Source organism: Pseudoflavonifractor sp. MCC625, assembly GCF_018784545.1.
Taxonomy (GTDB): Bacteria; Bacillota; Clostridia; order Oscillospirales; family Oscillospiraceae; genus Pseudoflavonifractor_A; species Pseudoflavonifractor_A gallinarum.
In genome coordinates this window covers 288,432-312,266 of record NZ_WQOJ01000030.1, presented here as the reverse complement: position 1 = coordinate 312,266, position 23,835 = coordinate 288,432, and the positions used below count along the sequence as shown (strand labels likewise).

Annotated in this window: 23 protein-coding genes; 4 read left to right on the top strand and 19 right to left on the bottom strand. The window is 62.4% G+C overall.

Going from position 1 to position 23,835, the window contains the following annotated elements; translation table 11 throughout:
* Positions 1-40 precede the first annotated feature (40 nt).
* From hisF to rpsB, 18 genes are all read right to left on the bottom strand, one after another.
* A complete protein-coding gene (gene hisF, locus GPK94_RS08835; RefSeq protein WP_215655566.1) occupies positions 41-796 on the bottom strand; it encodes an imidazole glycerol phosphate synthase subunit HisF in 756 nt (251 codons plus the stop codon).
* Positions 790-1,512, bottom strand: a complete 723-nt coding sequence (gene hisA, locus GPK94_RS08830; protein WP_215655565.1) for a 1-(5-phosphoribosyl)-5-[(5-phosphoribosylamino)methylideneamino]imidazole-4-carboxamide isomerase — start codon at positions 1,510-1,512, stop codon at positions 790-792. Before hisA ends, hisF begins: the two co-directional genes overlap by 7 nt.
* Positions 1,509-2,117 carry an imidazole glycerol phosphate synthase subunit HisH gene (hisH, locus tag GPK94_RS08825; RefSeq protein ID WP_215655564.1) on the bottom strand — a complete coding sequence of 203 codons (609 nt, stop codon included), beginning with the start codon at positions 2,115-2,117 and terminating at the stop codon, positions 1,509-1,511. The genes hisA and hisH overlap by 4 nt, the downstream gene beginning before the upstream one ends.
* The gene (gene hisB / locus GPK94_RS08820) at positions 2,117-2,728 is read right to left on the bottom strand and encodes an imidazoleglycerol-phosphate dehydratase HisB (RefSeq protein ID WP_193537479.1); all 612 of its coding nucleotides are present in this window, start codon (positions 2,726-2,728) and stop codon (positions 2,117-2,119) included. Before hisB ends, hisH begins: the two co-directional genes overlap by 1 nt.
* Complete coding sequence (gene hisD / locus GPK94_RS08815) at positions 2,728-4,029, bottom strand: histidinol dehydrogenase (RefSeq protein WP_215655563.1); 1,302 nt, start codon at positions 4,027-4,029, stop codon at positions 2,728-2,730. The genes hisB and hisD overlap by 1 nt, the downstream gene beginning before the upstream one ends.
* Entirely contained in the window at positions 4,026-4,676 is a 651-nt protein-coding gene (hisG, locus tag GPK94_RS08810; RefSeq protein WP_101693360.1) for an ATP phosphoribosyltransferase, read from the bottom strand. The genes hisD and hisG overlap by 4 nt, the downstream gene beginning before the upstream one ends.
* Positions 4,673-5,842 carry an ATP phosphoribosyltransferase regulatory subunit gene (hisZ, locus tag GPK94_RS08805; protein ID WP_101693361.1) on the bottom strand — a complete coding sequence of 390 codons (1,170 nt, stop codon included), beginning with the start codon at positions 5,840-5,842 and terminating at the stop codon, positions 4,673-4,675. The genes hisG and hisZ overlap by 4 nt, the downstream gene beginning before the upstream one ends.
* A gap of 140 nt (positions 5,843-5,982) precedes the next feature.
* On the bottom strand, positions 5,983-6,495 hold the full coding sequence (locus GPK94_RS08800; RefSeq protein WP_101693362.1) for a ferritin: 513 nt from the start codon (positions 6,493-6,495) through the stop codon (positions 5,983-5,985).
* 79 nt (positions 6,496-6,574) lie between these two features.
* Positions 6,575-10,735 (bottom strand): PolC-type DNA polymerase III, encoded by a 4,161-nt coding sequence (locus GPK94_RS08795; RefSeq protein WP_215655562.1) that lies wholly within the window; start codon positions 10,733-10,735, stop codon positions 6,575-6,577.
* Positions 10,736-10,770: 35 nt separating this feature from the next.
* Positions 10,771-11,808 carry a flavodoxin-dependent (E)-4-hydroxy-3-methylbut-2-enyl-diphosphate synthase gene (gene ispG, locus GPK94_RS08790; protein ID WP_186962733.1) on the bottom strand — a complete coding sequence of 346 codons (1,038 nt, stop codon included), beginning with the start codon at positions 11,806-11,808 and terminating at the stop codon, positions 10,771-10,773.
* 16 nt (positions 11,809-11,824) lie between these two features.
* Positions 11,825-12,883: a site-2 protease family protein gene (locus GPK94_RS08785; protein WP_101693365.1), complete on the bottom strand. Its 1,059-nt coding sequence runs from the start codon at positions 12,881-12,883 to the stop codon at positions 11,825-11,827.
* 63 nt (positions 12,884-12,946) lie between these two features.
* Positions 12,947-14,083 (bottom strand): 1-deoxy-D-xylulose-5-phosphate reductoisomerase, encoded by a 1,137-nt coding sequence (locus GPK94_RS08780; RefSeq protein ID WP_215655561.1) that lies wholly within the window; start codon positions 14,081-14,083, stop codon positions 12,947-12,949.
* A 17-nt stretch (positions 14,084-14,100) separates the two neighbouring features.
* Complete coding sequence (locus tag GPK94_RS08775; RefSeq protein ID WP_101693367.1) at positions 14,101-14,925, bottom strand: phosphatidate cytidylyltransferase; 825 nt, start codon at positions 14,923-14,925, stop codon at positions 14,101-14,103.
* The gene (locus tag GPK94_RS08770; RefSeq protein ID WP_101693368.1) at positions 14,925-15,671 is read right to left on the bottom strand and encodes an isoprenyl transferase; all 747 of its coding nucleotides are present in this window, start codon (positions 15,669-15,671) and stop codon (positions 14,925-14,927) included. Before GPK94_RS08770 ends, GPK94_RS08775 begins: the two co-directional genes overlap by 1 nt.
* 78 nt (positions 15,672-15,749) lie before the next feature.
* Positions 15,750-16,304 carry a ribosome recycling factor gene (gene frr / locus GPK94_RS08765; protein WP_101693369.1) on the bottom strand — a complete coding sequence of 185 codons (555 nt, stop codon included), beginning with the start codon at positions 16,302-16,304 and terminating at the stop codon, positions 15,750-15,752.
* A gap of 1 nt (position 16,305) precedes the next feature.
* Entirely contained in the window at positions 16,306-17,028 is a 723-nt protein-coding gene (pyrH, locus tag GPK94_RS08760) for a UMP kinase (protein ID WP_101693370.1), read from the bottom strand.
* Between the two features lie 259 nt (positions 17,029-17,287).
* Complete coding sequence (gene tsf / locus GPK94_RS08755) at positions 17,288-18,205, bottom strand: translation elongation factor Ts (RefSeq protein ID WP_101693371.1); 918 nt, start codon at positions 18,203-18,205, stop codon at positions 17,288-17,290.
* Positions 18,206-18,288: 83 nt separating this feature from the next.
* Positions 18,289-19,011 carry a 30S ribosomal protein S2 gene (gene rpsB / locus GPK94_RS08750; RefSeq protein ID WP_101693372.1) on the bottom strand — a complete coding sequence of 241 codons (723 nt, stop codon included), beginning with the start codon at positions 19,009-19,011 and terminating at the stop codon, positions 18,289-18,291.
* A 260-nt stretch (positions 19,012-19,271) separates the two neighbouring features.
* Here rpsB and GPK94_RS08745 point away from each other — a divergent pair, with 260 nt between their 5' ends.
* On the top strand, positions 19,272-20,183 hold the full coding sequence (locus GPK94_RS08745) for a hypothetical protein (protein WP_215655560.1): 912 nt from the start codon (positions 19,272-19,274) through the stop codon (positions 20,181-20,183).
* On the opposite strand, the gene GPK94_RS08740 is transcribed toward GPK94_RS08745, so the two are convergent.
* The gene (locus tag GPK94_RS08740) at positions 20,180-20,773 is read right to left on the bottom strand and encodes a hypothetical protein (protein WP_215655559.1); all 594 of its coding nucleotides are present in this window, start codon (positions 20,771-20,773) and stop codon (positions 20,180-20,182) included. The genes GPK94_RS08745 and GPK94_RS08740 overlap by 4 nt on opposite strands.
* A 256-nt stretch (positions 20,774-21,029) precedes the next feature.
* On the opposite strand from GPK94_RS08740, the gene GPK94_RS08735 reads away from it, so the two are divergent.
* The 3 genes from GPK94_RS08735 (at position 21,030) to GPK94_RS08725 (ending at position 23,819) form a co-directional block, all read left to right on the top strand.
* Positions 21,030-21,671 (top strand): hypothetical protein, encoded by a 642-nt coding sequence (locus GPK94_RS08735; protein WP_215655558.1) that lies wholly within the window; start codon positions 21,030-21,032, stop codon positions 21,669-21,671.
* Between the two features lie 271 nt (positions 21,672-21,942).
* A complete protein-coding gene (locus GPK94_RS08730) occupies positions 21,943-23,256 on the top strand; it encodes an HD-GYP domain-containing protein (RefSeq protein ID WP_193537499.1) in 1,314 nt (437 codons plus the stop codon).
* On the top strand, positions 23,250-23,819 hold the full coding sequence (locus GPK94_RS08725; RefSeq protein WP_215655557.1) for a DUF5317 family protein: 570 nt from the start codon (positions 23,250-23,252) through the stop codon (positions 23,817-23,819). The genes GPK94_RS08730 and GPK94_RS08725 overlap by 7 nt, the downstream gene beginning before the upstream one ends.
* Positions 23,820-23,835 lie beyond the last annotated feature (16 nt).

Below are 23,835 nucleotides of genomic sequence, written 5' to 3'. Positions count from 1 at the left end.
CTTTCCGGGAGCTGCGGCTCCCTTTTCCTTCTCTCCCGGATCAGCGCACCGGGATACCCCGGCCCCGCAGATACTCCTTGACCTGTGGGATGCTCAACTCCCGGAAGTGAAACAGTGAGGCGGCCAGCGCCGCGTCACAGCCGGTCTCCCGGAACACCTCCTCGAAGTGCTCCAGCTTGCCGCAGCCGCCCGAGGCGATGACCGGAATCCCCACTGCCTGGGTCACCGCCCGGGTCATGGGGATGTCGAAGCCGGCTTTCGTTCCGTCGGCGTCCATGGAGGTGAGCAGAATCTCTCCGGCGCCCAGGGCCTCTCCCCGGCGCACCCACTCGATGAGGTCCAGTCCAGTGGGCTTTCGCCCCCCGGCCACCACGACCTCCCAGCCGCCGTCTCCTCTGGCCCGGGCATCCACCGCCAGGACCACGCACTGGGAGCCGAAGCGCTCCGCCGCCCGGGCGATCAATTCCGGATTGGCCACGGCGGCCGAGTTCATGGAGATCTTGTCCGCGCCCGAGCGGAGGAGGGTCTGCACATCCTCCACCGTGCGGATGCCGCCCCCTACGGTGAGGGGAACAAAGACCTTCTGCGCCGTCCGCTCCACCACATCGGCTACTGTCTTGCGGGCCTCCACGGTAGCGGTGATGTCCAGAAAGACGATCTCATCCGCCCCTTGGTCCGAGTAGTACTTTGCCAGCTCCACCGGGTCGCCCGCATCTCGGATATCGATAAAGTTAACTCCCTTTACAACCCTTCCGTCCCGGACATCCAGACAGGGTATGATCCGCTTGGCTAACACTGCGCTCCCTCCTCCCGGACGGCCTGTGCCAGATCCACCGCCCCGGTGTACCATGCCTTCCCGATGATGGCCCCATACAGGCCCTGACGGCTGAGGGCACGCAGATCCTCATTGGAGGAGACGCCGCCCGACGCCACAATCTGGCCGGAATAATTCTGGCGGAGGGCCTCCAGCCGGGCAAAGGACGGGCCGCTCAGAGCTCCATCGGTATCAATATCTGTAAAGATAATCGTCTTTACACCAATGGACTCCATCTCTTTGACAAAATCCAGATAATCCAGGCCGGAGTCCTGGACCCATCCGGCCGTACGCACCTTTCCGTCCTTGGTGTCCACGCCCACGGCGATCCGCTCCCCGTACCGGGATACCGCCTCCCGGACAAAGGCCGGGTCCTCCACCGCGGCAGAGCCCAGGACAGCCCGCCACACCCCCAGCCCAAAGACCTCTTCCAGATCCTCCATGCTGCGGATGCCGCCGCCCAGCTCCACCCGCAGGCCGGACTGCTCTGCCACCGCCCGGACCAGCGCGCCGTTCTGGCGCACCCCGTCCCGGGCTCCGTCCAGGTCCACCATGTGGACATATCTCGCACCCGCCTGCCAAAAGGCCCGGGCAGTCTCCAGCGGGTCCTCTGCCACCTGGTGAACCGTTGTAAAATCTCCTTTGTAAAGCCGAACTACTTTTCGGTCTTTCAGGTCAATGGCCGGAAATAAGATCATCGGTTCAGCCCTCCGAAATTCTTTAGAATCTGAAGCCCTGTCTCGCCGCTCTTTTCCGGGTGGAACTGGCAGCCGTAGACGTTTCCGTTCTGGACCGCCGCCACCACCGTGGCGCCGTAGTCGGTGGTGGCGATGACCTGCTCAGGGCGGGTCTCCACCCCGCAGAAAGAGTGGACAAAGTAGACACAGCTCCCCTCCTCTACCCCGGCAAAGAGCGGGGAGTCATTGGGAAAGGCGAGCTGGTTCCAGCCGATGTGAGGCAGCTTCTCTGCCGTCTCTATCCTACGGATACAGCCACTGACAAGCCCTAATCCTTCACAGTCTCTGACCTCTTCTCCCCGCTCAAAGAGGAGCTGCATGCCCAGGCAGATGCCAAGCAGCGGCTTGCGTCCGGCCTGCTCCAGCAGCACCCGGTCCAGACCGCTCTCCCGCAGTCGCTCCGCCGCGTCGGGAAAGGCCCCCACTCCGGGCAGAAGGATGGCGTCCGCCCGCTCCAGCACGGTGGCCTCCCCGGTGATCTGAGTTGAAACCCCCACATAGCGCAGGGCGTTGGTCACGCTCTTCAGGTTGCCCACGCCGTAATCCACGATGGCCGTATATCCCATTACAGCACCCCCTTGGTGGAGGTAACGCCGGTACCGGTGATCTCCACGGCCTCCCGCACGGCCACCCCCAGAGACTTAAAGAGGGCCTCGGTGATGTGGTGGGCGTTTTTGCCGTAGAGGCATTTCATATGCAGGGTGAGCCCGCTGTTCATGGCAAAGGCCCGCATGAACTCCTCGGTAAGGCAGGCGTCATAGCTCCCGATCATGGGCTGGGGCATCTCCGCATCAAAGACCAGGAAGGGACGGTTAGAGAAGTCCAGGACCGTGAGGCACAAGGCCTCATCCATGGGGATGTAAGCGGAGGCAAAGCGGCGGATACCCTTTCGGTCCCCCAGGGCCCGGCTCAGGGCCTGCCCCAGAACGATACCCACATCCTCCACCGTGTGGTGGCCGTCCACCTGGAGGTCTCCCTCAGCCTCCAGCTTCAGCCCCAACCCGCCATAGAAGGCAAAGGCGGTGAGCATGTGGTCGAAAAAGCCGATGCCGGTGGACACCTGGATCTCTCCGCCGCTCAGGCAGAGGTCTGCGCGGATGCAGGTCTCCTTGGTTTTCCGCTCCAGAACATAGGCCCGGATGGGTCCGTCTTTCTCGTTGTAGATGGAAGCCTCCATCACTTCCCCTCCCCTCTCGCTCCGGCAGCTTCAAAGCGCACGCGGATGGAATTGGCATGGGCGGTGAGCTTCTCGGTCTCGGCCAGGGCGATGATCTCCTCCCGAATGGGGAACAGGCTCTCCCGGCTGTACTCGATGACGCTCATACTCTTCAAAAAGCTCTCCACGCTCAGCGGAGAGAAAAACCGCGCCGTCCCGCTGGTGGGGAGCACATGGTCCGGACCGGCCAGGTAATCGCCCAGCGGCTCGGGAGACCATGCCCCCAGGAATACCGCCCCGGCGTTTCGGATGGCGGGCAGCAGGGCCCGGGGCTCCTCCGTCATGATCTCCAGATGCTCGGGCGCGATCTCATTGGCAAGGGCGGCGGCCTCCTCCAGGTCCCGGCATACGATGGCGCAGCCGAAATCCCGCAGAGAGCACTCCATGATCTCCGAGCGGCTCAGGTAGCCGGTCTGCCGCACGATCTCCGCCCGGACAGCTTCGGCCAGCGCGCCGCTGGTGGTGAGGAGCACCGCGGAGGCCAGCTTGTCGTGCTCCGCCTGGCTGAGGAGGTCTGCGGCCACAAACCGGGGATCGGCCGAACCGTCGGCAATGACCAGCACCTCGGAGGGACCGGCCACCATATCGATGTCCAGCGTACCGTAGGCCAGGCGCTTGGCGGTGGCCACATAGGCGTTGCCCGGACCCACCAGCTTATCCACCCGGGGAATGAAGCCCGCGCCCCAGGTCAGGGCGGCCACCGCCTGGGCCCCGCCCACCGCGATGCAGCGGTCCACGCCGGCGATTTTGGCGGCGGCCAGAACGGCATTGCTCAGGTTTTCCGTGGGGGGCGTCACCATGACGATCTCCTCCACCCCCGCCACACGGGCGGGCACCGCGTTCATGAGCACACTGCTGGGATAGGCCGCCGTGCCGCCGGGGACATAGATCCCCACCCGGGTCAGTCCCCGGACCACCCGGCCCACCCGGCCGCCGTCCGGGGATGCCCACTCCACGCTCCGGTGGAGGAGCTTTTCATTGTAATCCCGGATATTGGCCGCGGCGTGCTCCATGGCCCGGATGAGCTCGGGCGGACAGGCGGCATAGGCTGCCTCCATCTGCTCCCGGGTGATCTCATAGGGCTCCCGCCCGTCAAAGCGGAGGGAGCACTCCCGCACCGCCTCCAGCCCGCGGGCACGCACATCCTCCATCACGGCGCGCACCGCACGCTCGATCTCGCTATTCTGTTCGGCCGCCCGCTGGCGCATGGCGGCGATCACCGCCTGCTCCCGCGTGCCGTCGGCCTGAATGATCTCGATCATGTCTCTTCCCTCCGCCGTTTCAATTCCGCCTCACAGCGGCCGATCAGGTCCTCGATCTGGGCCTTGTGGAGCTTCATGCTGGCCGTATTCACAATGAGCCGCGCGCTCACCTGGGCCACGTCCTCGATGGGGACCAGCCCGTTCTCCCGCAGGGTGGCTCCGGTCTCCACGATGTCCACGATGCCGTCGGCCAGGTCCAGGATGGGCGCCAGCTCCACCGAGCCCTCGATCTTGATGATGTCCACGTCCATTCCCTTCCGGGCAAAGAACTGCTTGGTCACATTGGGGTATTTGGAGGCCACCCGCCGGGTGCGGTAGGTGCCGTAGAAATCGCTTCCCTCCCGGACGGCCAGGGCAAAGCGGCAGCGGCCAAAGCCCAGGTCCAGCACCTCGTAGAAGGACTTTCCCTGCTCCAGGATGGTATCCTTGCCCACGATCCCCAGGTCGCAGACCCCGTGCTCCACATAGGTGATGACGTCAGGGGCCTTGGCCAGCACCGCCTCCAGGGGATAGTTGGGCAGAGCGTGGATGAGCCGCCGCCCGGGGCTGCGGATGGGCGAACAGTCCAGCCCGATGGCCTCGAAGAGCTCCACGCTCTTGTCCTGCAAGCGCCCCTTGGTCAGGGCAATGCGGAGATTCTGTCTCATACCTCTACCATCCTCTCTCCGTCGGCATCCAGTACCAGCACATGGAGCGCGCCCTTGGAGCGTGCCAGGGCCAGCGTCTCCTCCAGTGTCTCACAGGGGGAGAGCTCACAGGTCCCGGCCGCCCGGCCGTCCACCGCGGTCAGCGCCCGGTCCAGCTCCCCTGCGGCAAAGTGGACCAGCGTGCCCACCCTGGGGAGCTCTGTCCCCGGCCGGCAGGCGGCCACCGCGTCCACATCCACCGCAAAGCCGGTGGCCGGGGCGGGACGGCCGAAATCACCCACCAGACGGTCATAGCGCCCGCCGGAGAGGACGGCGTCCCCCGCCCCCTCCACATAGCCCCGAAAGACCACGCCGGTATAGTAGTCGATCTGGTGGACCAGTCCCAGGTCAAAGCGCAGATACTTTCCATAACCCGCGCCGCACAGGGCCTCATAGAGCTCCCGCAGATAGGAGAGGGCCTCGTTCTCCCCGGCCAGGGCCTCGGCCTCCTCCAGCACCTCTGCCCCGCCGAAGAGACGGGAGAGCTTTCCCAGGGCGGCTGTGGCGCTCTGCCCCTGATAGGGGGCCAGGAAATCCCCCAGCGCGGCGAAATTCTTGCCCTCGATCAGGGTGCGGAGCTCCTCCACCTGATCCTCCTCCAGCTCCATGCGCTCGGCCAGAGAGCGGAAGAATCCGGCGTGTCCCAGCTCAATGTGGAACCGGGCCAGCCCGCAGGCGCGCAGGGCGTCCACCGCCATGGCGATCATCTCCAGGTCCGCCTTCCGGCCCGCCGCGCCGATGAGTTCCACCCCGCACTGGGCGATCTCGCTGCTGCCTCCCCGGTGCTGGTCGCCGGAGCGGAACACCGTCTCGGCATAGTAGAGCCGCTGGGGAAGCGGCAGATGCTTGAGCTTGGTGGCTGCTACCCGGGCGATGGGGGCGGTGCAGTCGGGCCGCATGACCATGATCTTCCCGCTGCGGTCGATGATCTTGAGCATGGCCTCCTGGGGGATCGGGTTCCCCGAGCGGAGAAACAGGTCGTAGAACTCCACCTCCGGCGTACTCACCTCAGAATAGCTCCGCCGACGGAACAGATCGGTCAGTGCGGTCTGCGTATCCCGCCGGTCCCGGCATTCCGCAAAGAGTCGGTCCCGGGTCCCCTCCGGGGTGTGAATCGTATAGGCCATAACGCGCCGCCCTCCTTCTTCATCACTTTACCACGCTAATATACTATAACAAGAGCACTTTGTCAAGTTCTTTTGCTCTGGGAGAACGGGAGATCTGACAAAACGGCCCCTGTCCGCAGTGCGGACAGGGGCCGTTCCTCTTACAGCACCAGCGAAGGGGCGGAATAAACCCGTCCCGCCATTTCGCTGTTGAGCATATACAGGCTCTTGGCATCGTCTCCAAAGAGCTTCATCTTTTTGATGAGGTCCTCGGCGTTCTTCTCCTCCTCGCCCTGCTCCTTGACAAACCAGTCCAGGAACTGGGTGGTGCGGAAATCTCTGACTTCATGGGCCGCCTCATAGATCTCGTGGATCAGGCTGGTGACATAGCGCTCGTGCTCCAGGCCAAACTCCAGCACTTCCAGCTTGTCCTTCAGCACCTTGTCCGGCTTGGCAATGGCATCCAGCGTGACCTTGCATCCGTTGTTCTGGAGATATTTCAGGAAGAGCATGGCATGGTCCCGCTCCTCCTGAGCCTGGATCTGATACCAGTTAGCAAACCCGTCCAGACCAATGTCGTCAAAATAGACGGAGAAATCCAGATAGAGATAAGCGGAATAAAATTCCTTGTTCACCTGATTGTTCAAAAGCTCGGCTACCTTTGCATCCAGCATTGTGAAACACTCCTTATCTATAAAAATAATCTGATTTCATGGTATCACCCTCGGTCGGAAAACGCAAGCCCGCGTCCCCTTAGAAGAGGGTGATCTGGCTGGTCTCCGGCATCCCGTCCAGGGCTCCGGCCGCCTTGAGCTGCTCGATATGGGTCTTGGACACCTTGGGACAGGCGGCGGAGAACTCCTCGATGGAGATGAAGTGCTTCCCCTCCCGCTGCTCCAAAATGGACCAGGCCGCGGTCTCACCCAGACCGGGAATGGCGGTAAAGGGCGGGATGAGGGCCCGCTTCTCCCGGTCCACCCGGAAGAGGGTGGCGTGGGACTCGTAGAGGTCCACATGCCGGAAGGTGAAGCCCCGGAGATAGAACTCATAGACCACTTCCAGCGTGGTCATCATATCCTGCTCCACGGCGGTGGCCGCCTTCTCCTTGGCCGCGATCTCCTTCATCTTGGCCTGGGCGGTCTCCATGCCCCAGCACATACAGGTGGCGTCGAAGGCCTTGGCCCGGATGGAGAAATAGGCGGCATAGAAGGCCAGCGGCTCATGCACCTTGAACCAGGCGATGCGGTAGGCCATCATCACATAGGCCACCGCGTGGGCCTTGGGGAAGAGATACTTGATCTTCTTGCAGGAGCCGATGTACCAGTCGGGGACCCCCGCGGCCTGCATCTCCTCCTCCGCCCCCTCGGGCAGCCCTCTCCCCTTTCGCACCGACTCCATGATCTTGAAGGAGCGCTTTTCCGGCATACCGCAGGAGATGAGGAAGATCATGATGTCATCGCGGCACCCAATGGCCTGTCCGACCGGGATGCCCTGGTTGACGATCAGATCCTTGGCGTTGCCCAGCCACACGTCGGTTCCGTGGGAAAAGCCGGACAGACGCACCAGAATGTCAAACTGAGTGGGCTGGGTATCCACCAGCATCCCCCGGACAAAGGAGGTGCCGAACTCCGGGATGGCCACCGCCCCGGTGGGGCCCAGCACCTTGTCGTTGGCATAGCCCAGCACCTCGGAGGAGGTGAAGATGGACATGGTGTCCGGGTCGTCCAGGGGAATGGTCTTGGCGTCCATCCCCGTCAGGTCCTCCAGCATGCGGATCATGGACGGGTCATCGTGTCCCAGCATGTCCAGCTTGAGGATGTTGGACTCCATGGAGTGATATTCGAAGTGGGTAGTGATGATGTCGGTCCCCGTGTCGTCCGCCGGGTGCTGGACCGGGCAGAAATCATAGATCTCCCGGTCCTGGGGAATAACCACCATGCCGCCGGGGTGCTGGCCCGTGGTCCGCTTGACCCCGGTACAGCCCAGGGCCAGGCGGTTTTCCTCGGCCCGGGTCACATGGGCCGCCCGCTCGTCCAGGTATTTCTTCACATAGCCGAAGGCGGTCTTTTCGGCCACGGTGCCGATGGTGCCCGCCCGGAACACGTGGCTCTCTCCAAAGAGCTCAAAGGTGTGACGGTGGGCCTTGGCCTGATATTCTCCCGAGAAGTTCAGGTCGATATCGGGCACCTTGTCGCCGCCGAAGCCCAGGAAGGTCTCGAAGGGGATGTTGAAGCCGTCCTTCACATAGGGCGTCCCGCACACGGGACACACCGCGTCGGGCATATCCGCGCCGCAGCCGTATCCCTCCCGCACGCCGGTCTCAAAGTCGGAGTGCTTGCAGTTGGGACAGCGGTAGTGGGGCGGCAGGGAGTTTACCTCCGTGATGCCCGACATAAAGGCCACCAGGGAGGAGCCCACCGATCCTCGGGAGCCTACCAGATAGCCGTGGTCCAGCGAGTCCTGCACCAGCTTCTGGGCCGACATGTAGATCACGTCGTAGTGGCGGCCCAGGATGGCATCCAGCTCGATGTTGATGCGGTCCACCACCAGCTGGGGCGGCTCTTCCCCATAGAGTGCCTTGGCCTTGCCCCACACCAGGCGCTTGAGCTCGCCCTCCGAGTCCTCCAGATTGGGGGCGAAGAGTCCCTTGGGCAGGGGGACCACATCCTCGCACCAGTCGGCCACCAGATTGGTGTTGCGCACCACCACGTTGTAGGCCTCCTCCTCTCCCAGGTAGGAGAACTCCTCCAGCATCTCCGTGGTGGTCTTGAAGTAGATGGGAAGCGGAGAGTCGGCGTCCTCAAAGCCCTTGGTGGCCAGCAGGATGTGCCGGTAGACCTCGTCCTCCGGGTCCAGGAAGTGGACGTCCCCCGTAGCGCAGACCGGCTTGTCCAGCACCCGGCCCAGCTCCACGATGGTGCGGTTGAAGTCCCGGATCTCCTCTGCGCTCTGCACGATGCCCTTGCGGAGCATAAAGGCGTTGTTGCACACCGGTTGGATCTCCAGATAGTCATACCAGGAGGCAATGCGCTTGAGCTCCTGGAAGTCCTTGTGCTTGACCACCGCGTCATAGAGCTCGCCCGCCTCGCAGGCCGATCCCAGGATCAAGCCCTCCCGGTGCTGGTTGATGAGGCTCTTAGGCATGATGGGATAGCGCTTGTAGTGCTCCAGATGGGCCTTGGACACCAACTGATAGAGATTGCGCAGACCCAGCTGGTTTTTCGCCAGGACGATGAGGTGTTTGGGCTGGCGCTTGGCCTTACCCGCGCCCCGGAGCTTGGTCATGGCCGGGTTGATGGCCTGGAGGGTGTGGACCCCCCGGTCCTCCAGCATCCGGAAGAAGGGCACCAGCATATAGGCCACCGTGGCCGCGTCGTCGCTGGCCCGGTGGTGGTTGAAAGCCGGGAGATTCAGGTGCTCGGCCACGATGTCCAGTTTGTGCTTGGAGAGCTGGGGCAGCAGGTTCTGGGCCAGGATCAGGCTGTCCAGAGAGGTATTCTCAAAGGGCCGGCCCATCCGGCGGCATCCCTCGGCGATAAAGCCCATATCAAACTCCGCATTGTGGGCAGCCAGAGGCCGACCGGCGGCAAAGTCCAGGAAGGCGTTGATGGCCTCCTCCTGGGAGGGCGCGCCCTGGAGCATCTCGTCAGTGATGCCGGTGAGCTCCACGATGTTCCGGTCCAGAGGGCGACCCGGGTCGGCAAAGGTGTTGAAGGTCTCGGCCACTTCCCCGTTCCGCAGCACCACGGCGCCGATCTCGGTGATGAGGTCCCGCTTTTTATTGAGGCCGGTGGTCTCAATATCAAAGCAGACGATCTCCCCTGAAAAGTCCTGCTCGGTTTCCCCATGGACCACCACCCGGTCGTCCACGTCGTTGACAAAATAGGCCTCCACCCCGTAGAGGATCTTGATCTTCTTGGCCGAGTGCCAGGCGTCCGGGAAGGACTGGGCCACGCCGTGATCGGTGATGGCGATGGCCCGATGTCCCCACGACTCGGCCCGCTTGACCACGTTTTTGTCCGGTCCCAGCTTGGGGCCCACCTGGGTCAGGGCATCCATGGAGGACATGGTGGTATGCAGGTGGAGCTCCACCCGCTTCTCCGGGGCGTCATCCATCTTGACGGTCTTGCTCCCCTCCATGATGGCATAGGGCTCCAGCACCATGTCGTTGGTGAAGCGGTCAATGTTCAGGCGGCCCTGCACCACCAGGTGCTGTCCCTTCTTCACCCCGTCCACGATGGGCTTGCCCTCCTCGCCGGGGAAGAACTTGTTGATCCGCACCGATCCGGTATAGTCGGTCATATCGAAGGAGACCACCCAGGCGCCCCGCTTCTTGAGCTCCTTGTGGTCAACGGCGAACACGTCGCCCTCCACAATGACGGTCCCCATGTCCAGCTCCAGGGTGTTCATGGGCACCGCCTCCCCCTTCACCTCCCGCTTGCCGAAGAGAAGGCGGCTGCTCTTGGCGGCGGCCTTGGGCTTTGCCTTGGGCCGGGCCGTCTTGAGCTTGCGCAGGGCCTCCTGCCGGATGGCCTCGGTGCGGGCAAAGGCCTCGGCCGCATCGGCATCCACGCCGCTGGGGATGGGCGCTTCCACGGGGGCTGGGGCCGGTGCGGGAGCCGGTACCGGCTCCGGAGCTGGAATGGGCGGGTGCGTCTCAGGAGGCGCCGCCGCGGGCGCGCTCTGGAGCAGCTCCACCCGCTGGAGACGGTATGCCTCCCGCAGCTCCCCCTCCAGACGGGCGAGGAGCGCCCTCTCCAGGTGGGGAGGCTCCTCCAATTCCGCCTGCAGCGTGCGCTCCGCCGGGTCAATCACCGCCCGCTTCACCAGAAGGCCCCGGAGCCCATCCATCACTTCGGGCTCGGATCGCCAGGCGGAAAAAAGTTGTAAAAAGGGTATCTTCTGCTCAGACATGGACCTACGCTCCTAGCTATGTATCGGTATGCGGCTCAAATCTGGTCGATGAGCCGGAACAGCTCGTCCACCAGCTGGCTCTGGGGGACCTTCTTGACGATCTCGCCCCGCCGGAAGAGGAGGCCCTCGCCGTCCCCTCCGGCAATGCCCACATCGGCAGAGCGGGCCTCGCCGGGACCGTTGACCACACAGCCCATAACGGCCACGGTGATGGGCTTGTCCACCGTCTTGAGGCGCTCCTCCACCTCTTCGGCCAGGCCGATGAGGTCGATTTTGGTCCGCCCGCAGGTGGGACAGGAGACCAGCTCAGCCCCCTCCCGCCGCAGGCCCACCACCTTGAGGATATCCCGGGCCGCATAGACCTCCTCTACCGGGTCCGCCGAGAGAGAGACCCGGATGGTATCTCCGATCCCCAGGGCCAGGAGTCCCCCGATCCCCACCGCGGATTTCAGCACGCCCATGCGGGGCGTCCCCGCCTCGGTGAGGCCCACATGGAGGGGATAGTCGCTCTGGGCGGCCATCTGGCGGTAAGCCGCGATGGTGTTGGGCACGCTGGAGGTCTTGAGGGAGACGCAGATGTCGTCAAAATCATACCGGTTGAGCAGCCGGATATGCCCGAAGGCCGACTCCACCAGGGCCTCGGGCGTGGGGCCGCCGTATTTGGCCAGCAGCTCCTTTTCCAGAGAGCCGCCGTTGACCCCGATGCGGATGGGGATGTTCCGCGCCCGGCAGGCGGCGGCCACCGCCTTGACCCGGTCCTCTCCGCCAATGTTGCCCGGATTGATGCGCACCGCGTCGGCCCCAGCCGCCGCGGCCTCCAGGGCCAGCTTGTAGTCGAAATGGATGTCCACCACCAGCGGGATGTGAATGCGCTCCCGGATGGCCCCCACCGCTTTTGCGGCGGCCAGGTCCGGGACAGCGCACCGGATGATCTCACACCCGGCGGCCTCCAGACGGAGGATCTGCTCCACCGTGGCCGCTACGTCATCGGTGCGGGTATTGGTCATGGACTGGATGGTTACCGGGGCTCCGCCTCCCACAGGGACATTTCCCACGTGAATCTGTCTGCTCATACCTGCCGCTCCCTTCTTATTGGATGAGTTTGTACACGTCGTTGACGGCTACCACCGCCATCAGGGCCAGCAGGCAGAAAAAGCCCGCCACGTTGACCGCGTTTTCATACTTCGGGTCCAGCTTCTTATGGGTAAAGAGGGTCACCACCGTGTTGATCAGCAGGAAGAAGATCCGTCCGCCGTCCAGCGCCGGGATGGGCAAGAGGTTCATCACCGCCAGGTTGATGGCGATGAAGGCCACCAGGCTCATCACATTCTGCACGGCCTGCATAGGCGTGGCCGACTGGCTCCCCACCTCACCGATGGTATTGACAATGCCGATGGGGCCGGAGAGATCCTGGAAGCCCACCGCGCCCCGGATCAGATCGCCCAGGCTGAACCAGACCATACGCACATAGTCCAGGGACTGCTTGACCGACATCTCCACCTTCACCAGGAGCGTGGCCGGACGCTCCACCGCGCCCAGGTTGATCCCCCGCAGTCGGGTCATACCCTGCTCGGTCTGCCGCTCCTGATAGGGGATGTGGAGATCGTCCAGCACCACCCGGGCGCCGTCCCGCTCCACCACCACGTCCACCGTGTCCCCCGCCCGGTCCAGCAGGAGTTTGGCGTCCCCGAAGATCCAGACCGGATGACCGTCGATCTCCAAAAACCGGTCCCCGATCTGGAGGCCGCTGTCCTCCAGCCCGTACCCCTCCGAGAAGCTGGACACCACCGGCAGCAGATAGGCCCGGGCCGGGATGGACAGCAACAGGAGGATGACCACACCGGTCAGGAAATTCATGAAGGATCCCGCCACCAGGATGATGACCTTGCGCCAGGCCGCCTTGTTCTCAAAGGAGCGGGGATCGGAGGAGTCCCCCTCCTCCCCTTCCATGGCACAGAATCCGCCGATGGGCAGCAGGCGGAGGGAATACTGGGTCTCTCCCTTCTTGCGGGAGAACAGCTCCGGCCCCATGCCGATGGAGAACTCGTTCACCTTTACTCCAAGGAGCTTGGCGGTAAAGAAGTGGCCGAATTCGTGGACGGCAATGAGCAGGCCAAACATCAGGATCGCGATCAAAATATACAGCATGGGACCTCCAATCAAATGAAAAAGCAGGGGCGGCGCGTGACCGCGCCGCCCCGATGGGAACTCTCAGCGGACGCAGGCGCGGGCGGCCTCATCCGCTGCGAAAACATCGTCCAATGTGTCTGCCGGTCCGGCGGGGACCCGCTCCAGCGCCCGTTCCACCAGGCGAGGGATATCCAGGAACCCGATCTCTCCGGCCAGGAACCGGGCCACGGCCGCCTCATTGGCTCCGTTGAGGATGGCCGTCGCCGTTCCGCCCCGGCGGGCGGCCTCCTTGGCCAGCGGCAGGGACCGGAAGGTCTCCTCGTCCGGCTCAGCAAAAGTGAGGGCCCCGCACTTGACCAAGTCCAGCGGCTCGGTCACCGCACTTCCCCGGTTGGGCCAGGTGAGGGCGTATTCGATGGGCAGGCGCATATCGGGCACCCCCAGCTGGGCGAGCACCGCGTTATCAGTGTATTCCACCAGGGAGTGAACTATACTCTCCCGGTGGACCACCACCGCGATTTTTTCCGGCGGAAGGCGGTAAAGCCGCATGGCCTCGATAAATTCCAGGCCCTTGTTCATCAGCGTGGCCGAATCCACCGTGATCTTGGCACCCATGGACCAGTTGGGATGGCGCAGGGCATCTGCCAAGGTCACATGCTCCAGCTCCTCCCGGGTTTTTCCCCAGAAGGGACCGCCCGAGGCGGTGAGGATGAGGCGCTTGACCTCTCCCCGGTCCCGGCAGCCCTGGAGACACTGAAAAATAGCCGAGTGCTCCGAATCCACCGGGACGATCTCAGCGCCCCAGCGGTCAGCCTCGTCCATCACCAGTTCTCCGGCACAGACCAGGGTCTCCTTATTCGCAAGGCCGATCCGCTTGCCCGCCCGGATGGCGGCCAAAGTGGGGCGCAGGCCCACACTCCCCACCACAGCGGTGATCACGGTGTCCGCCTGGGGCAGCGTGGCCGCCTCCAGAAGGCCCTCCATGCCGGAGGCCACCCGAATGCCCGTGTCGGCCAGCCGGACCCGCAGGTCGTCAGCTGCCGCCGGGTCCATCAGAACAGCCAGCTGGGGCCGGAACTCCCGGCACTGGGCCTCCAGGCGCACCACGTCCCGGTTGGCCGTCAGGGCGGCCACGCCGATCTGACAGGCCCGGGCCACGTCCAATGTCTGCCGGCCGATGGAGCCGGTAGAGCCCAGGATCGAGATCATCTTCTGCATGCGCTCTCCTCCCTCCGTCAGACCCGGATGGCGGGCAGACACCGGACCAGCGCCTCCATCAGGGGGGCACAGAAAATCACGCTGTCAAACCGGTCCAGCACACCGCCGTGTCCGGGGAAGATCTTGCCATAGTCTTTGATGCCATACTCCCGCTTGATGTAGGAGAAGGACAGGTCCCCGATCTGGGAGACCGCGCTGCCCACCGCACCGTACAGGGCCAGGAGCGGATAGCTCACCTGGAACTGGAAGCCAAACTGGAGCACCGCTCCATAGAGCAGCAGCGTCAGAATGCTTCCCACAAAGCCGCCCACGGCCCCCTCCACCGTTTTCTTGGGGGAGAGCTCAGGGGCCAGCTTATGCTTTCCAAAGAGCATCCCGGCGAACAGGGCAAAGGCGTCGCTGAGGAAGGCCGCTAGGAAGGGCAGCAGGATCAGCACCTGCCAGTGCTCCATCCCACGGATGCGCACAAAGGAGGAGAGAAAAAAGGGAATAAAGACCGTAAAGAAGAAGGCCCCTCCCATTTTCTCCGTGGTGATCGTCTTGTGGCTGCGGATGGCCCGCAGGAACAGGAGCAGCACATACACAAAGAGGCCCGTCATGGCCCAGGCCTCATCGCCCCCCAGATAGACCCAGAAAGGGATGAGACCCGCCAGCACGATGGAGCCCCAGGTAAGGGCGGCATCCTTCAAAAAACCCGTGGACCAGAGCACCTCATGGACGGCGATCATGGACAAAATGGCCACCGCCGCCGGCAATACCACGGGAAACTGAGGCGCCAGGCCAAAGAGCACCAGAAAAATGACCGGGATAAAGACCACGGCCACCAGAATACGCTTCCCCATCAGACACCTCCGAACCGGCGGGAGCGGGTCTGATAGGCGTGAAGCGCCCGGTGGAGCTCCTCTTTCGAAAAGTCCGGCCACAGCACGTCGGTGAAATAGAACTCCGCATAGGCCGACTGCCAGGGCAGGAAATTGGACAGGCGCAGCTCCCCGCTGGGGCGGATGACCAGATCCGGGTCCGGGATACCGCCGGTGTAGAGATAGGAGGCAAACTGTGCCTCGTCCAGCGCCTGGGGGTCCTGCCGCCCGGCGGCGCAGTCCGCCGCAAAGGCCCGGGCCGCCCGGACGATCTCATCCCGGCCGCCGTAGTTGAGGCAGATATTGACCTGACAGCCATCGTAGTGGGTGGAGATCTCCTCTGTCCGGCGGCACAACGCCTGGAGCTCCTCGCTCAGCGGTGAGAGATCGCCCAGGAACTTCATCTTGACCCGGTCCTTCTCCATCTTGCCGATGGCCTCTTGCAGATACTTTCTGAGCAGTCCCATGATGGCCGAGACTTCCTCCTCCGGCCGCTTCCAGTTCTCGGTGGAAAAGGCATAGACCGTCAGATATTCCAGGCCGATCTCCTTGCAGTAGGTGGCGATGGTTCGGAAGGTCTCCGCCCCCGCCGCGTGACCTGCGGTGCGGGGCAGGCCCCTCCGCTTGGCCCAGCGGCCATTTCCATCCATGATGATCGCCACATGGCGGGGCAGCCGGGTAAAGTCCACCTGGACTCCCGGCGCTTGCTTCGGTTTAAAGATGGGCATAGTGTTACTTCCTACCAAATCAGAATTTGAGTGCGGGGCGCGCCGCGTCCCGCACTCAGACTGTCAAACAAGCGGGGCTTACACCGCCATGAGCTCGGCTTCCTTCTTGGCGGAGAGCTCGTCGATCTGCTTGCAGCGCTTCTCCGTCAGGTCCTGCATCTCCTTCTCGTACTCCTTCAGGTCGTCCTCGGTGATCTCAGCCTTCTTCTTCATGGCCTTGTAGGCGTCCACCGCGTCCCGGCGGATGTTGCGGATGGCCACCTTGCCGGCCTCGGCGTACTTCTTCACCTGCTTGGAGAGCTCCTTGCGGCGCTCCTCAGTCAGCTGGGGGAAGGCCAGGCGGATAAGACGGCCGTCATTCTGGGGATTGATGCCCAGGTCGGAGGTCTGAATGGCCTTCTCAATGGCCTTCAGGATGGTAGCATCCCAGGGCTGGATGGTCAGGGTGCGGGGATCGGGAGAGGAAATGGCGGCCACCTGGTTGATGGGGGTGGGGCTGCCGTAGTAGTCTACCGTCACCTTATCCAGCACGGCGGCGTTGGCGCGGCCGGCACGGACGCTGGCGAAATCACTGATGACCACGTCAATGGTCTTCTGCATCTTCTCGTCATAGGGCTTGTGGACTGCGTTCATCTCACTTTTCCTCCTTCACAATGGTGCCGATCTTCTCGCCTTCCAGGACCCGGATGATGTTCTGGGGGTCCTTCAGGGCAAAGAGGATGACGGGAATCTTATTGTCCATGGACAGGCTGGTGGCAGTGGAATCCATCACCTGGAGGTGCTGCGCCAGCACATCGTCATAGGTAATGGAGTCATACTTCACCGCGGTGGGGTCCTTGTTGGGATCAGCGCTGTACACGCCGTCGATGTTCTTGGCCAGCAGGATCACATCCGCATCGATCTCCGCGGCGCGGAGCACTGCGGCAGTATCCGTGGAGAAGAAGGGATTGCCGGTACCGCAGCCGAAGATGACCACTCTTCCCTTCTCCAGATGGCGGATAGCCTTGGAGCGGATATAGGGCTCGGCAAAGGCCCGCATCTCAATGGCGGTCTGCACGCGGACCTCCACCCCCATCTGCTCCAGCACATCGGCCAGTGCCAGACAGTTCAGGGTGGTGGCCAGCATCCCCATGTGGTCGGCCCGGGTGCGCTCCATCCGGCCGCCGCCGTCCTTGACGCCCCGCCAGAAATTGCCGCCGCCCACCACGATGCCCACCTGGACACCCATGGAAATGGCCTGTTTGACCGCCTGGCATACGCTGCCGATCACACCGAAATCCAGTCCGCGGCCGGCGTCACCTGCCAGAGCCTCTCCGCTGATCTTCAGAAGAACGCGTTTGTATTGCGGCTCACTCATACTGTCAACCCCTTTTATATCTATGGTAAGGCGGCACCGGGCGGATGCCGATAAACCGCCAGTTTCAGTCTTTTGTTATTTTAACTTATTTTCCCCTGTTTGCATAGGCCTTGAAGCAAAGTTTTTACAATTTGTTCGCAACCGGCATACGGTTCTGCCGGCGCAAAAAAGGGACCAAGTACAAAACGTACCTGGTCCCTCTCGCTCCCCGGTCGCAAAGAGCGGGGACACTTGCTTCAAATCTGGCCGGCAGGGGAAATTACTTGCCCAGCTGCTTGGCGATCTCCTCGGCGAAGTTCTCCTGCTTCTTCTCGATGCCCTCGCCCTTCTCGAAGCGGACGGCGTTCTTGAAGGTGATGGTGCCGCCCAGAGCCTTGGCGCTGGAAGCGATATACTGCTCCACGGTCATGGAGCCGTCCTTCACGAACTCCTGCTGCAGCAGGCAGTTCTCGGCATAGAACTTGTTCAGCTTGCCCATGACGATCTTCTCACGGACCTGCTCGGGCTTGGAGGCCATCTTGGGATCGTTGGACATCTGGACCATCATGATCTTCTTTTCCTCGTCCAGGACGTCCTGGGTCACCTGGCTCTTGTCCCAGAAACGGGGGTTCAGAGCGGCGATCTGCATGGCCACGTCCTTACCCACGGTCTCCACCTGCTCGGCGGAGAGGCTGGTCTCCAGGTTCACCAGCACGCCGATCTTGCCGCCCGCGTGGATGTAGGGCACGGACACGCCGTCGGTGAAGAAGGAGAAGCGGCGGACCTTGATGTTCTCGCCGATGACCAGGACCATCTCCTGCTGCTGCTGGGTGACGGTCAGGTCGGTGCCAACATACTTGCACTCCATCAGAGCGTCCATGTCGGCGGGCTTGTTGGCGGCCACAGTGGCGGCCACACCCTTGACGAAGTCCACGAACTTCTCGTTCTTGGCCACGAAGTCGGTCTCGGCGTTGACCTCGACCACAACGCCCATGCCGTCGATGACGGCGGCGTAAGCCATACCCTCGGCAGCGATGCGGCCAGCCTTCTTCTGGGAAGCGGCCAGGCCCTTCTCGCGCAGGATCTCAATGGCCTTGTCCATATTGCCCTCGGCCTCAGTCAGAGCCTTCTTGCAGTCCATCATGCCCACGCCGGTCATTTCGCGCAGCTTCTGTACGTCCTTAGCAGTGATTGCCATGATCACATACCTCCATTTTTTGTATAAAAGGAGCGCCCGCCCGCGCGGGCGGGCGCTCCCAATGTGTTTGTATCTCTGTAAAATTACTCGGCAGCCTCGGCGGTCTCCTCAGCGGGAGCGTCCTGGCCCTGCTTGCCCTCCTGGATGGCGTTGGCCATCACACCGGAGATCAGCTTGATGGCGCGGATGGCGTCATCGTTGCCGGGGATCACGTAGTCGATCTCGTCGGGATCGCAGTTGGTGTCGACGATGGCCACGATGGGGATGTGCAGCTTGCGGGCCTCGTTGATGGCGTTGCGCTCCTTGCGGGGATCCACGACGAACAGAGCGCCGGGGAGCTTCTTCATCTCAACGACGCCGCCCAGGTACTTCTCCAGCTTGGCGATCTCGCCCAGGTGCTTCATGACTTCCTTCTTGGGCAGCATGTCGAAGGTGCCGTCCTCCTGCATCTTCTTCAGCTGGTTCAGGCGCTCCACGCGGCCGCGCATGGTCTTGAAGTTGGTGAGCATGCCGCCCAGCCAGCGGGCGTTCACATAGTAACCGCCGCAACGGGTGGCCTCTTCCTTGATGGCCTCCTGGGCCTGCTTCTTGGTGCCGACGAAGAGCAGGGTCTGGCCGGACTCACCCAGAGAACGGACGAAGTTGTAGGCCTCCTCCAGCTTCTTCACGGTCTTCTGCAGGTCGATGATGTAGATACCGTTGCGCTCAGTGTAGATGTAGGTGGCCATCTTGGGGTTCCACCGACGGGTCTGGTGACCGAAGTGGACACCGGCCTCCAGAAGCTGCTTCATAGAAACGACTGCCATGATTATTTCCTCCTTTTTGTTGTTACCGCCATCCGCCTCATCTTCCCTGCCCACCCTTGCGGGCACCGGACACAGAATCAGCAGATGTGTGTAATCATGCTCTGGTATTATATAATAGCTTTTCCCAAGATGCAAGTATTATTTTCCGAAAATCTGTTTTTATCCTTAACCTTGCCTTTTTCTTTGCTCCTTTTTATAATGTGGGTGTGCCGTCCTTCGGGAGAAAGGCACCAGTTTCAAATGAAACGGAGGAGAACTCCATGACATACGCCGAGCGGATGGCAGCCTATGCCGCCCGGGCAGCCGAGCTGGCGGCCCAGGACCCCACACCCGCCCTGGAGCGGGCGGTCTCCCTGCTGGAAGGGGCCGGACATATCATCATCGGCGGTGCGGCCGGTCTCTCGGCCGCCGGCGGACTGGACTACCAGTCCGAGGAGGTCCTGCGCCGGGACTTTCCCGCTCTGCACGCCCTGGGCTACCACACCCTCTGGGAGGCCCTGTGGGACCCGTCGCGCACCTATCTGCAAAAGCAGGGCATGATCGCCGCCGAGGCTCTCTGGGCGCGGTACGATTTTCCGGTCATCCAGGCCTATCGGGACCTGCTGGCTCTGGTGGAGGGGCGCAATTATTTCGTCCTGAGCAGCAACATCGACGATCAGTTCCAGAAGGCCGGATTTGATCCGGACCGGATCTTCTGTCCTCAAAACAGCATTGCGGATTTTCAGTGCTCCATCCCCTGCTGTGACGCCCTGTGGGATGGTGAGGCCATCTACCGCACCATCGTGGCCCATATGGACCCGGTCACCTATGCCTGCCGGGAGGAGGATCTCCCCCGCTGTCCCCACTGCGGCGCGCCCGCCGTGCGGAACATGCGCGGAAGGGACGTCTTTGTCCCCTGGAAGGTCATGGCCAACCGTGCCCCCTTTGAGCGCTTCTGGGCGGAGGCCGCCCAGGACGATACTGTCTTTCTGGAGTTGGGGGTGGGCTTCAACTCCCCCGGGCTCATCCGCCACCCGTTTCAGCGCATGACCGCCCTGTGGCCCCGCGCCTCCCTCATTCGGATGAACCGGGACTATCCCTCGGTGCCCGAGAAGATCCGCTCCCGCTCGGTGGAGCTGGGCGGCGACATGGCCCTGCACCTGCACCGCATGCGCCTCCTCGCCTCCCGCTAATCTGTCCTCCCTTTCGACCGCTCCGGCTCTCTCCTGGGGCGGTCTTTTGGCGCAATCGGCCATCCCCTTTTGTCCAGCCGGACACTGGCATACCTGGCTCCACCCCACTCCCACACCCACATCAGACAGAACAGCGGCGTTAAGTGAAATCGGCCTCCCGCCGTGAAGGGCACGGCGATTTCCACGCCTTCTCCCACCGGGCGGATGAGCGCCCCTGCCACCCCCTCCGCCGCCCGGCGGAGAAGGGGGTCTCCCAGACGGGCGGGCAAATCAGAGAGGCGTGTCCACCCGGTCGGGACGGGCTCTCCCCCGCCCGGTTTGCCCCGGGAAAAGGCCAGTACCGCCTCCGCACCCGTCACCGGCCAGACCCCCAGCTCGTTCAGCGTCTCCCGGGACACCACGCGCCGGAGACACAGCTTCCTCCCCTCCGGGAGAAAAGTACCTGCCAGGTAGTTTCCTCCCCCGGCGCCCTGTATCCTCCCTTTATAGATTCCCTGTCCATCCTCCGGCAGTTCCCCATACAGGTGGATCTTGCCCCCCTCTTCCTGTACCCTTAAAAAACCCCGCCCACCGGCCAGTGCGAACTGCATCTCCACGCGCTTCCACCTCATTTCTCCTGCAATCTCATCCCTCCTATTATTCCTATGTGACGGCCGGTCAGACCATGCGCTGTCACACCCAGACCGCCTTTCCGCCCCTGTTGAGAAGGTTTTGGGAAAAAGGAAAAAATTTCTCTTTTTTCTGTCTAAAATATACGGTTACATACTTGCACCTTTTCGTCGGATTCTGTATAATAGCAACAGTTGTTGTAACTTTTTTGTCCCACCAAAAGGAGGACCTCAGACGATGGTTTTGGATACCGAGGCCTGGAAGGCGCTCGTCAATCAGCTCCCAGGTGTGCTGGGCGCCGCATTTCATGTGGAGGAAGAGACCGTGCGCGAGGTCCATATTCTCTCCGATCAGTCCCGCAGTCCCAAACAGGTGGTCCGGGACGTTCAGTCCGCCCTGCTGGCCAAGTTTCAGCTGGAGCTGGACCACCGGATCATCAGCGTGGCTCAGATCCCCGCCCCGCTGAAGGAGGGTCCCCGCCGTCTGGTCTTTGAGCGTCTGGATATGGCCAGCAGCCGGGACGGCGTCTCGGTCAAAGTCCATCTCCGTCTGGGCGACCGGCTCTATGAGGGGGAGTCCCGCTGCGCCCCTTCCTCGGGCACACGGACCCGCGCCATTGCTGCCGCCACGGTAGAGGCCATCAACTGTCTTTTGGCTCCCAACTGCCGGTTCTCGGTGGAGGCCGTGCGCACCACCGCTCTGGCAGAGCATCCGGTGGTGATGGTCGGTCTCTTCCTGAAACTGGATGGAAAGACCGAGTCCCTGCTGGGCGCCTGCTATGTGGGAGATGACGTCAATTTCTCCGTGATCCTGGCCACGCTGGATGCGGTCAACCGCCGTCTTTTGACCCTCCCCCCCTCTTCGGACTCTCTCCTGTAATTTTTCCCTTTTTCATATAGAGCGAAGCGAATACAGCCTGCCTATAGCGACACGGCAGAGTATCCGGTAAAGGAGCTGTATTCGATGAATAAGGCGAAAATCATGGTTGCTCTGACTTCCCTGGTTTCCCTGCTGGTCGCTGGCGGCGCTTACTTTAACTGGCGCTGAGCGATTCTTCGTGAGGCAGAAGCGGCTGGAATTTCTGGCCGCTTTTGCCTGTTCCCGCATATTCTGACGGTCCATACGGGTCTATTCGGAGGTTTTGACACTCATGCAGAAACACCAACCCTCTACCTGGTATATTGGCCTGGTCATCCTGCTGGGAATGGGCAGCGGAATCTATTCTGTCTGCCGCAGTCTCCAGGACGCCCCCTGGCAGGATCCCTATGTGCTGGGGGCACTGGTGATTCTGTGTGTGCTCTGCCGGTGTCTTCCGCTGTATATCCGTCCGGACTGCACCATTGATATGTCCTTTATCAGCATTCTGGCCACCGTTTTGCTCCTGGGGCCTGAGACCGCCACTGCCATCGTCTTTCTGACCAAACCGCTGGAGATCTATCCCCGGGAAAGCGGCGGCGGATACTGCCACATCTTCAATACCGCCCCTGTCAAAACCCTCTTCAATACCAGCAATCTCAACTTGTCCTTTACTCTGTCGGGGTTCCTCTATCACGCCGCGAATGGCGTGCCGGGAGATCTGTCTCTCCCCGGCGTGCTGCTCCCCTCCCTGCTCTTCGTGTTCTGTTCCATTGTGCTCAACAGCTTTATTCTGCTCTTCCTCTTCCTGCTGGAGGGCAAGGTCTCCTTTTATCCTACCATCCTTCAGATGTTTCTGGGGCTGCTGCCCAGTATCCTGTGTTCCGCTCCCATGGCCTATTTCCTGGCGATGCTGCTCCAGATGCCCGCAGGAGCCTGGCTGGCCTTCCTCTTCATGCTGCCGCTGCTGCTGGCCCGCTATTCCTTTAAGCTCTATCTGAGCAGTGTGCAGCAGCAGTACAGCATCCTGAAGGCGCTGACCGCCGCTCTGGACGCCAAGGACACCTATACAGAGGGTCACTCCTCCCGAGTCTCCCGCTTTGCCGTGCAGATCGCCGGGCGCATGGGGCTCTCCTCCAAGGCGATCCGGCAGCTTCAGACAGGGGCGGTGTTCCACGATATTGGAAAGATCGGCATCCCCGATTCCATTCTGCAAAAGCCGGGAAAACTGACCCCGGAGGAGCGGGCCGTCATTCAGCGGCATCCGGTCATCGGAGTGGACATTTTGAAGAACATCGACTCTTACCGGGAGATTCTGGACATGGTGCGCCATCATCACGAGCGCTATGACGGCGGCGGCTATCCGGACGGCACCCGGGGTGAGGAACTCTCTCTGGAGGTCTATATCCTGGCTGCGGCCGACGCCTATGACGCCATCACCAGCGACCGGCCCTATTGCAGCGGCCGCTCTCCCAAAGTAGCCGCCGAAATTCTGCGTGCCGAGGCAGGGCGGCAGTTTCACCCGGAGGTGGCCCGTGTGGCCGCCGACATGGCCGAGTCCGGTCTGCTCGATCCCCACTCAGAGGAAGAGGAGGGCCCGCCATGCTGACCGCCGCGGTGATCCTCAGCCTGCTGATCGGCTGGATGGGCGGCGGACGGCTCTCCCGCTGGGAGGAGGCCCGAATTCACTGGCTTCTTCTACCAATAGCAGCCCTTTTCATACAGCACATTGCCGTCTCCTGGGTCCCATGGCCCAAGACCGGTTCCGGCTTCTGGGGGCCGGCCCTGTTGCTCCTCTCCTATCTGATGCTGGGCCTGTTCCTGCTGCGCAACCGTCGGCGGACACGCACGGCCCTGTGTGCCGGCACCGGATTGCTGTGTAATCTGGTGGTCATTGCCGCCAACGGCTGGCGTATGCCGGTCAGTACCCAAGCCGCTCTCCGGCTCTCCTCCCAGGGACTGGAGGCCCTCTCCTCCGGTGCCATCCCTATGTACGCCCTGGCCGGTCCGGAGACCAAGCTTCTCTTTTTGGGCGATATTTTTTATCTTCCTATTCCCCTTCTGCGGGGCTTTGCCAGCGTAGGGGATTTTTGCCTGGCCGCAGGGGTCTTCTTCTGCTTTATGGCCATGATGAAGCCCACCCGTCTGCCCATATGGCTGCGAAATGGATAATCACAGAAAGAGGGAC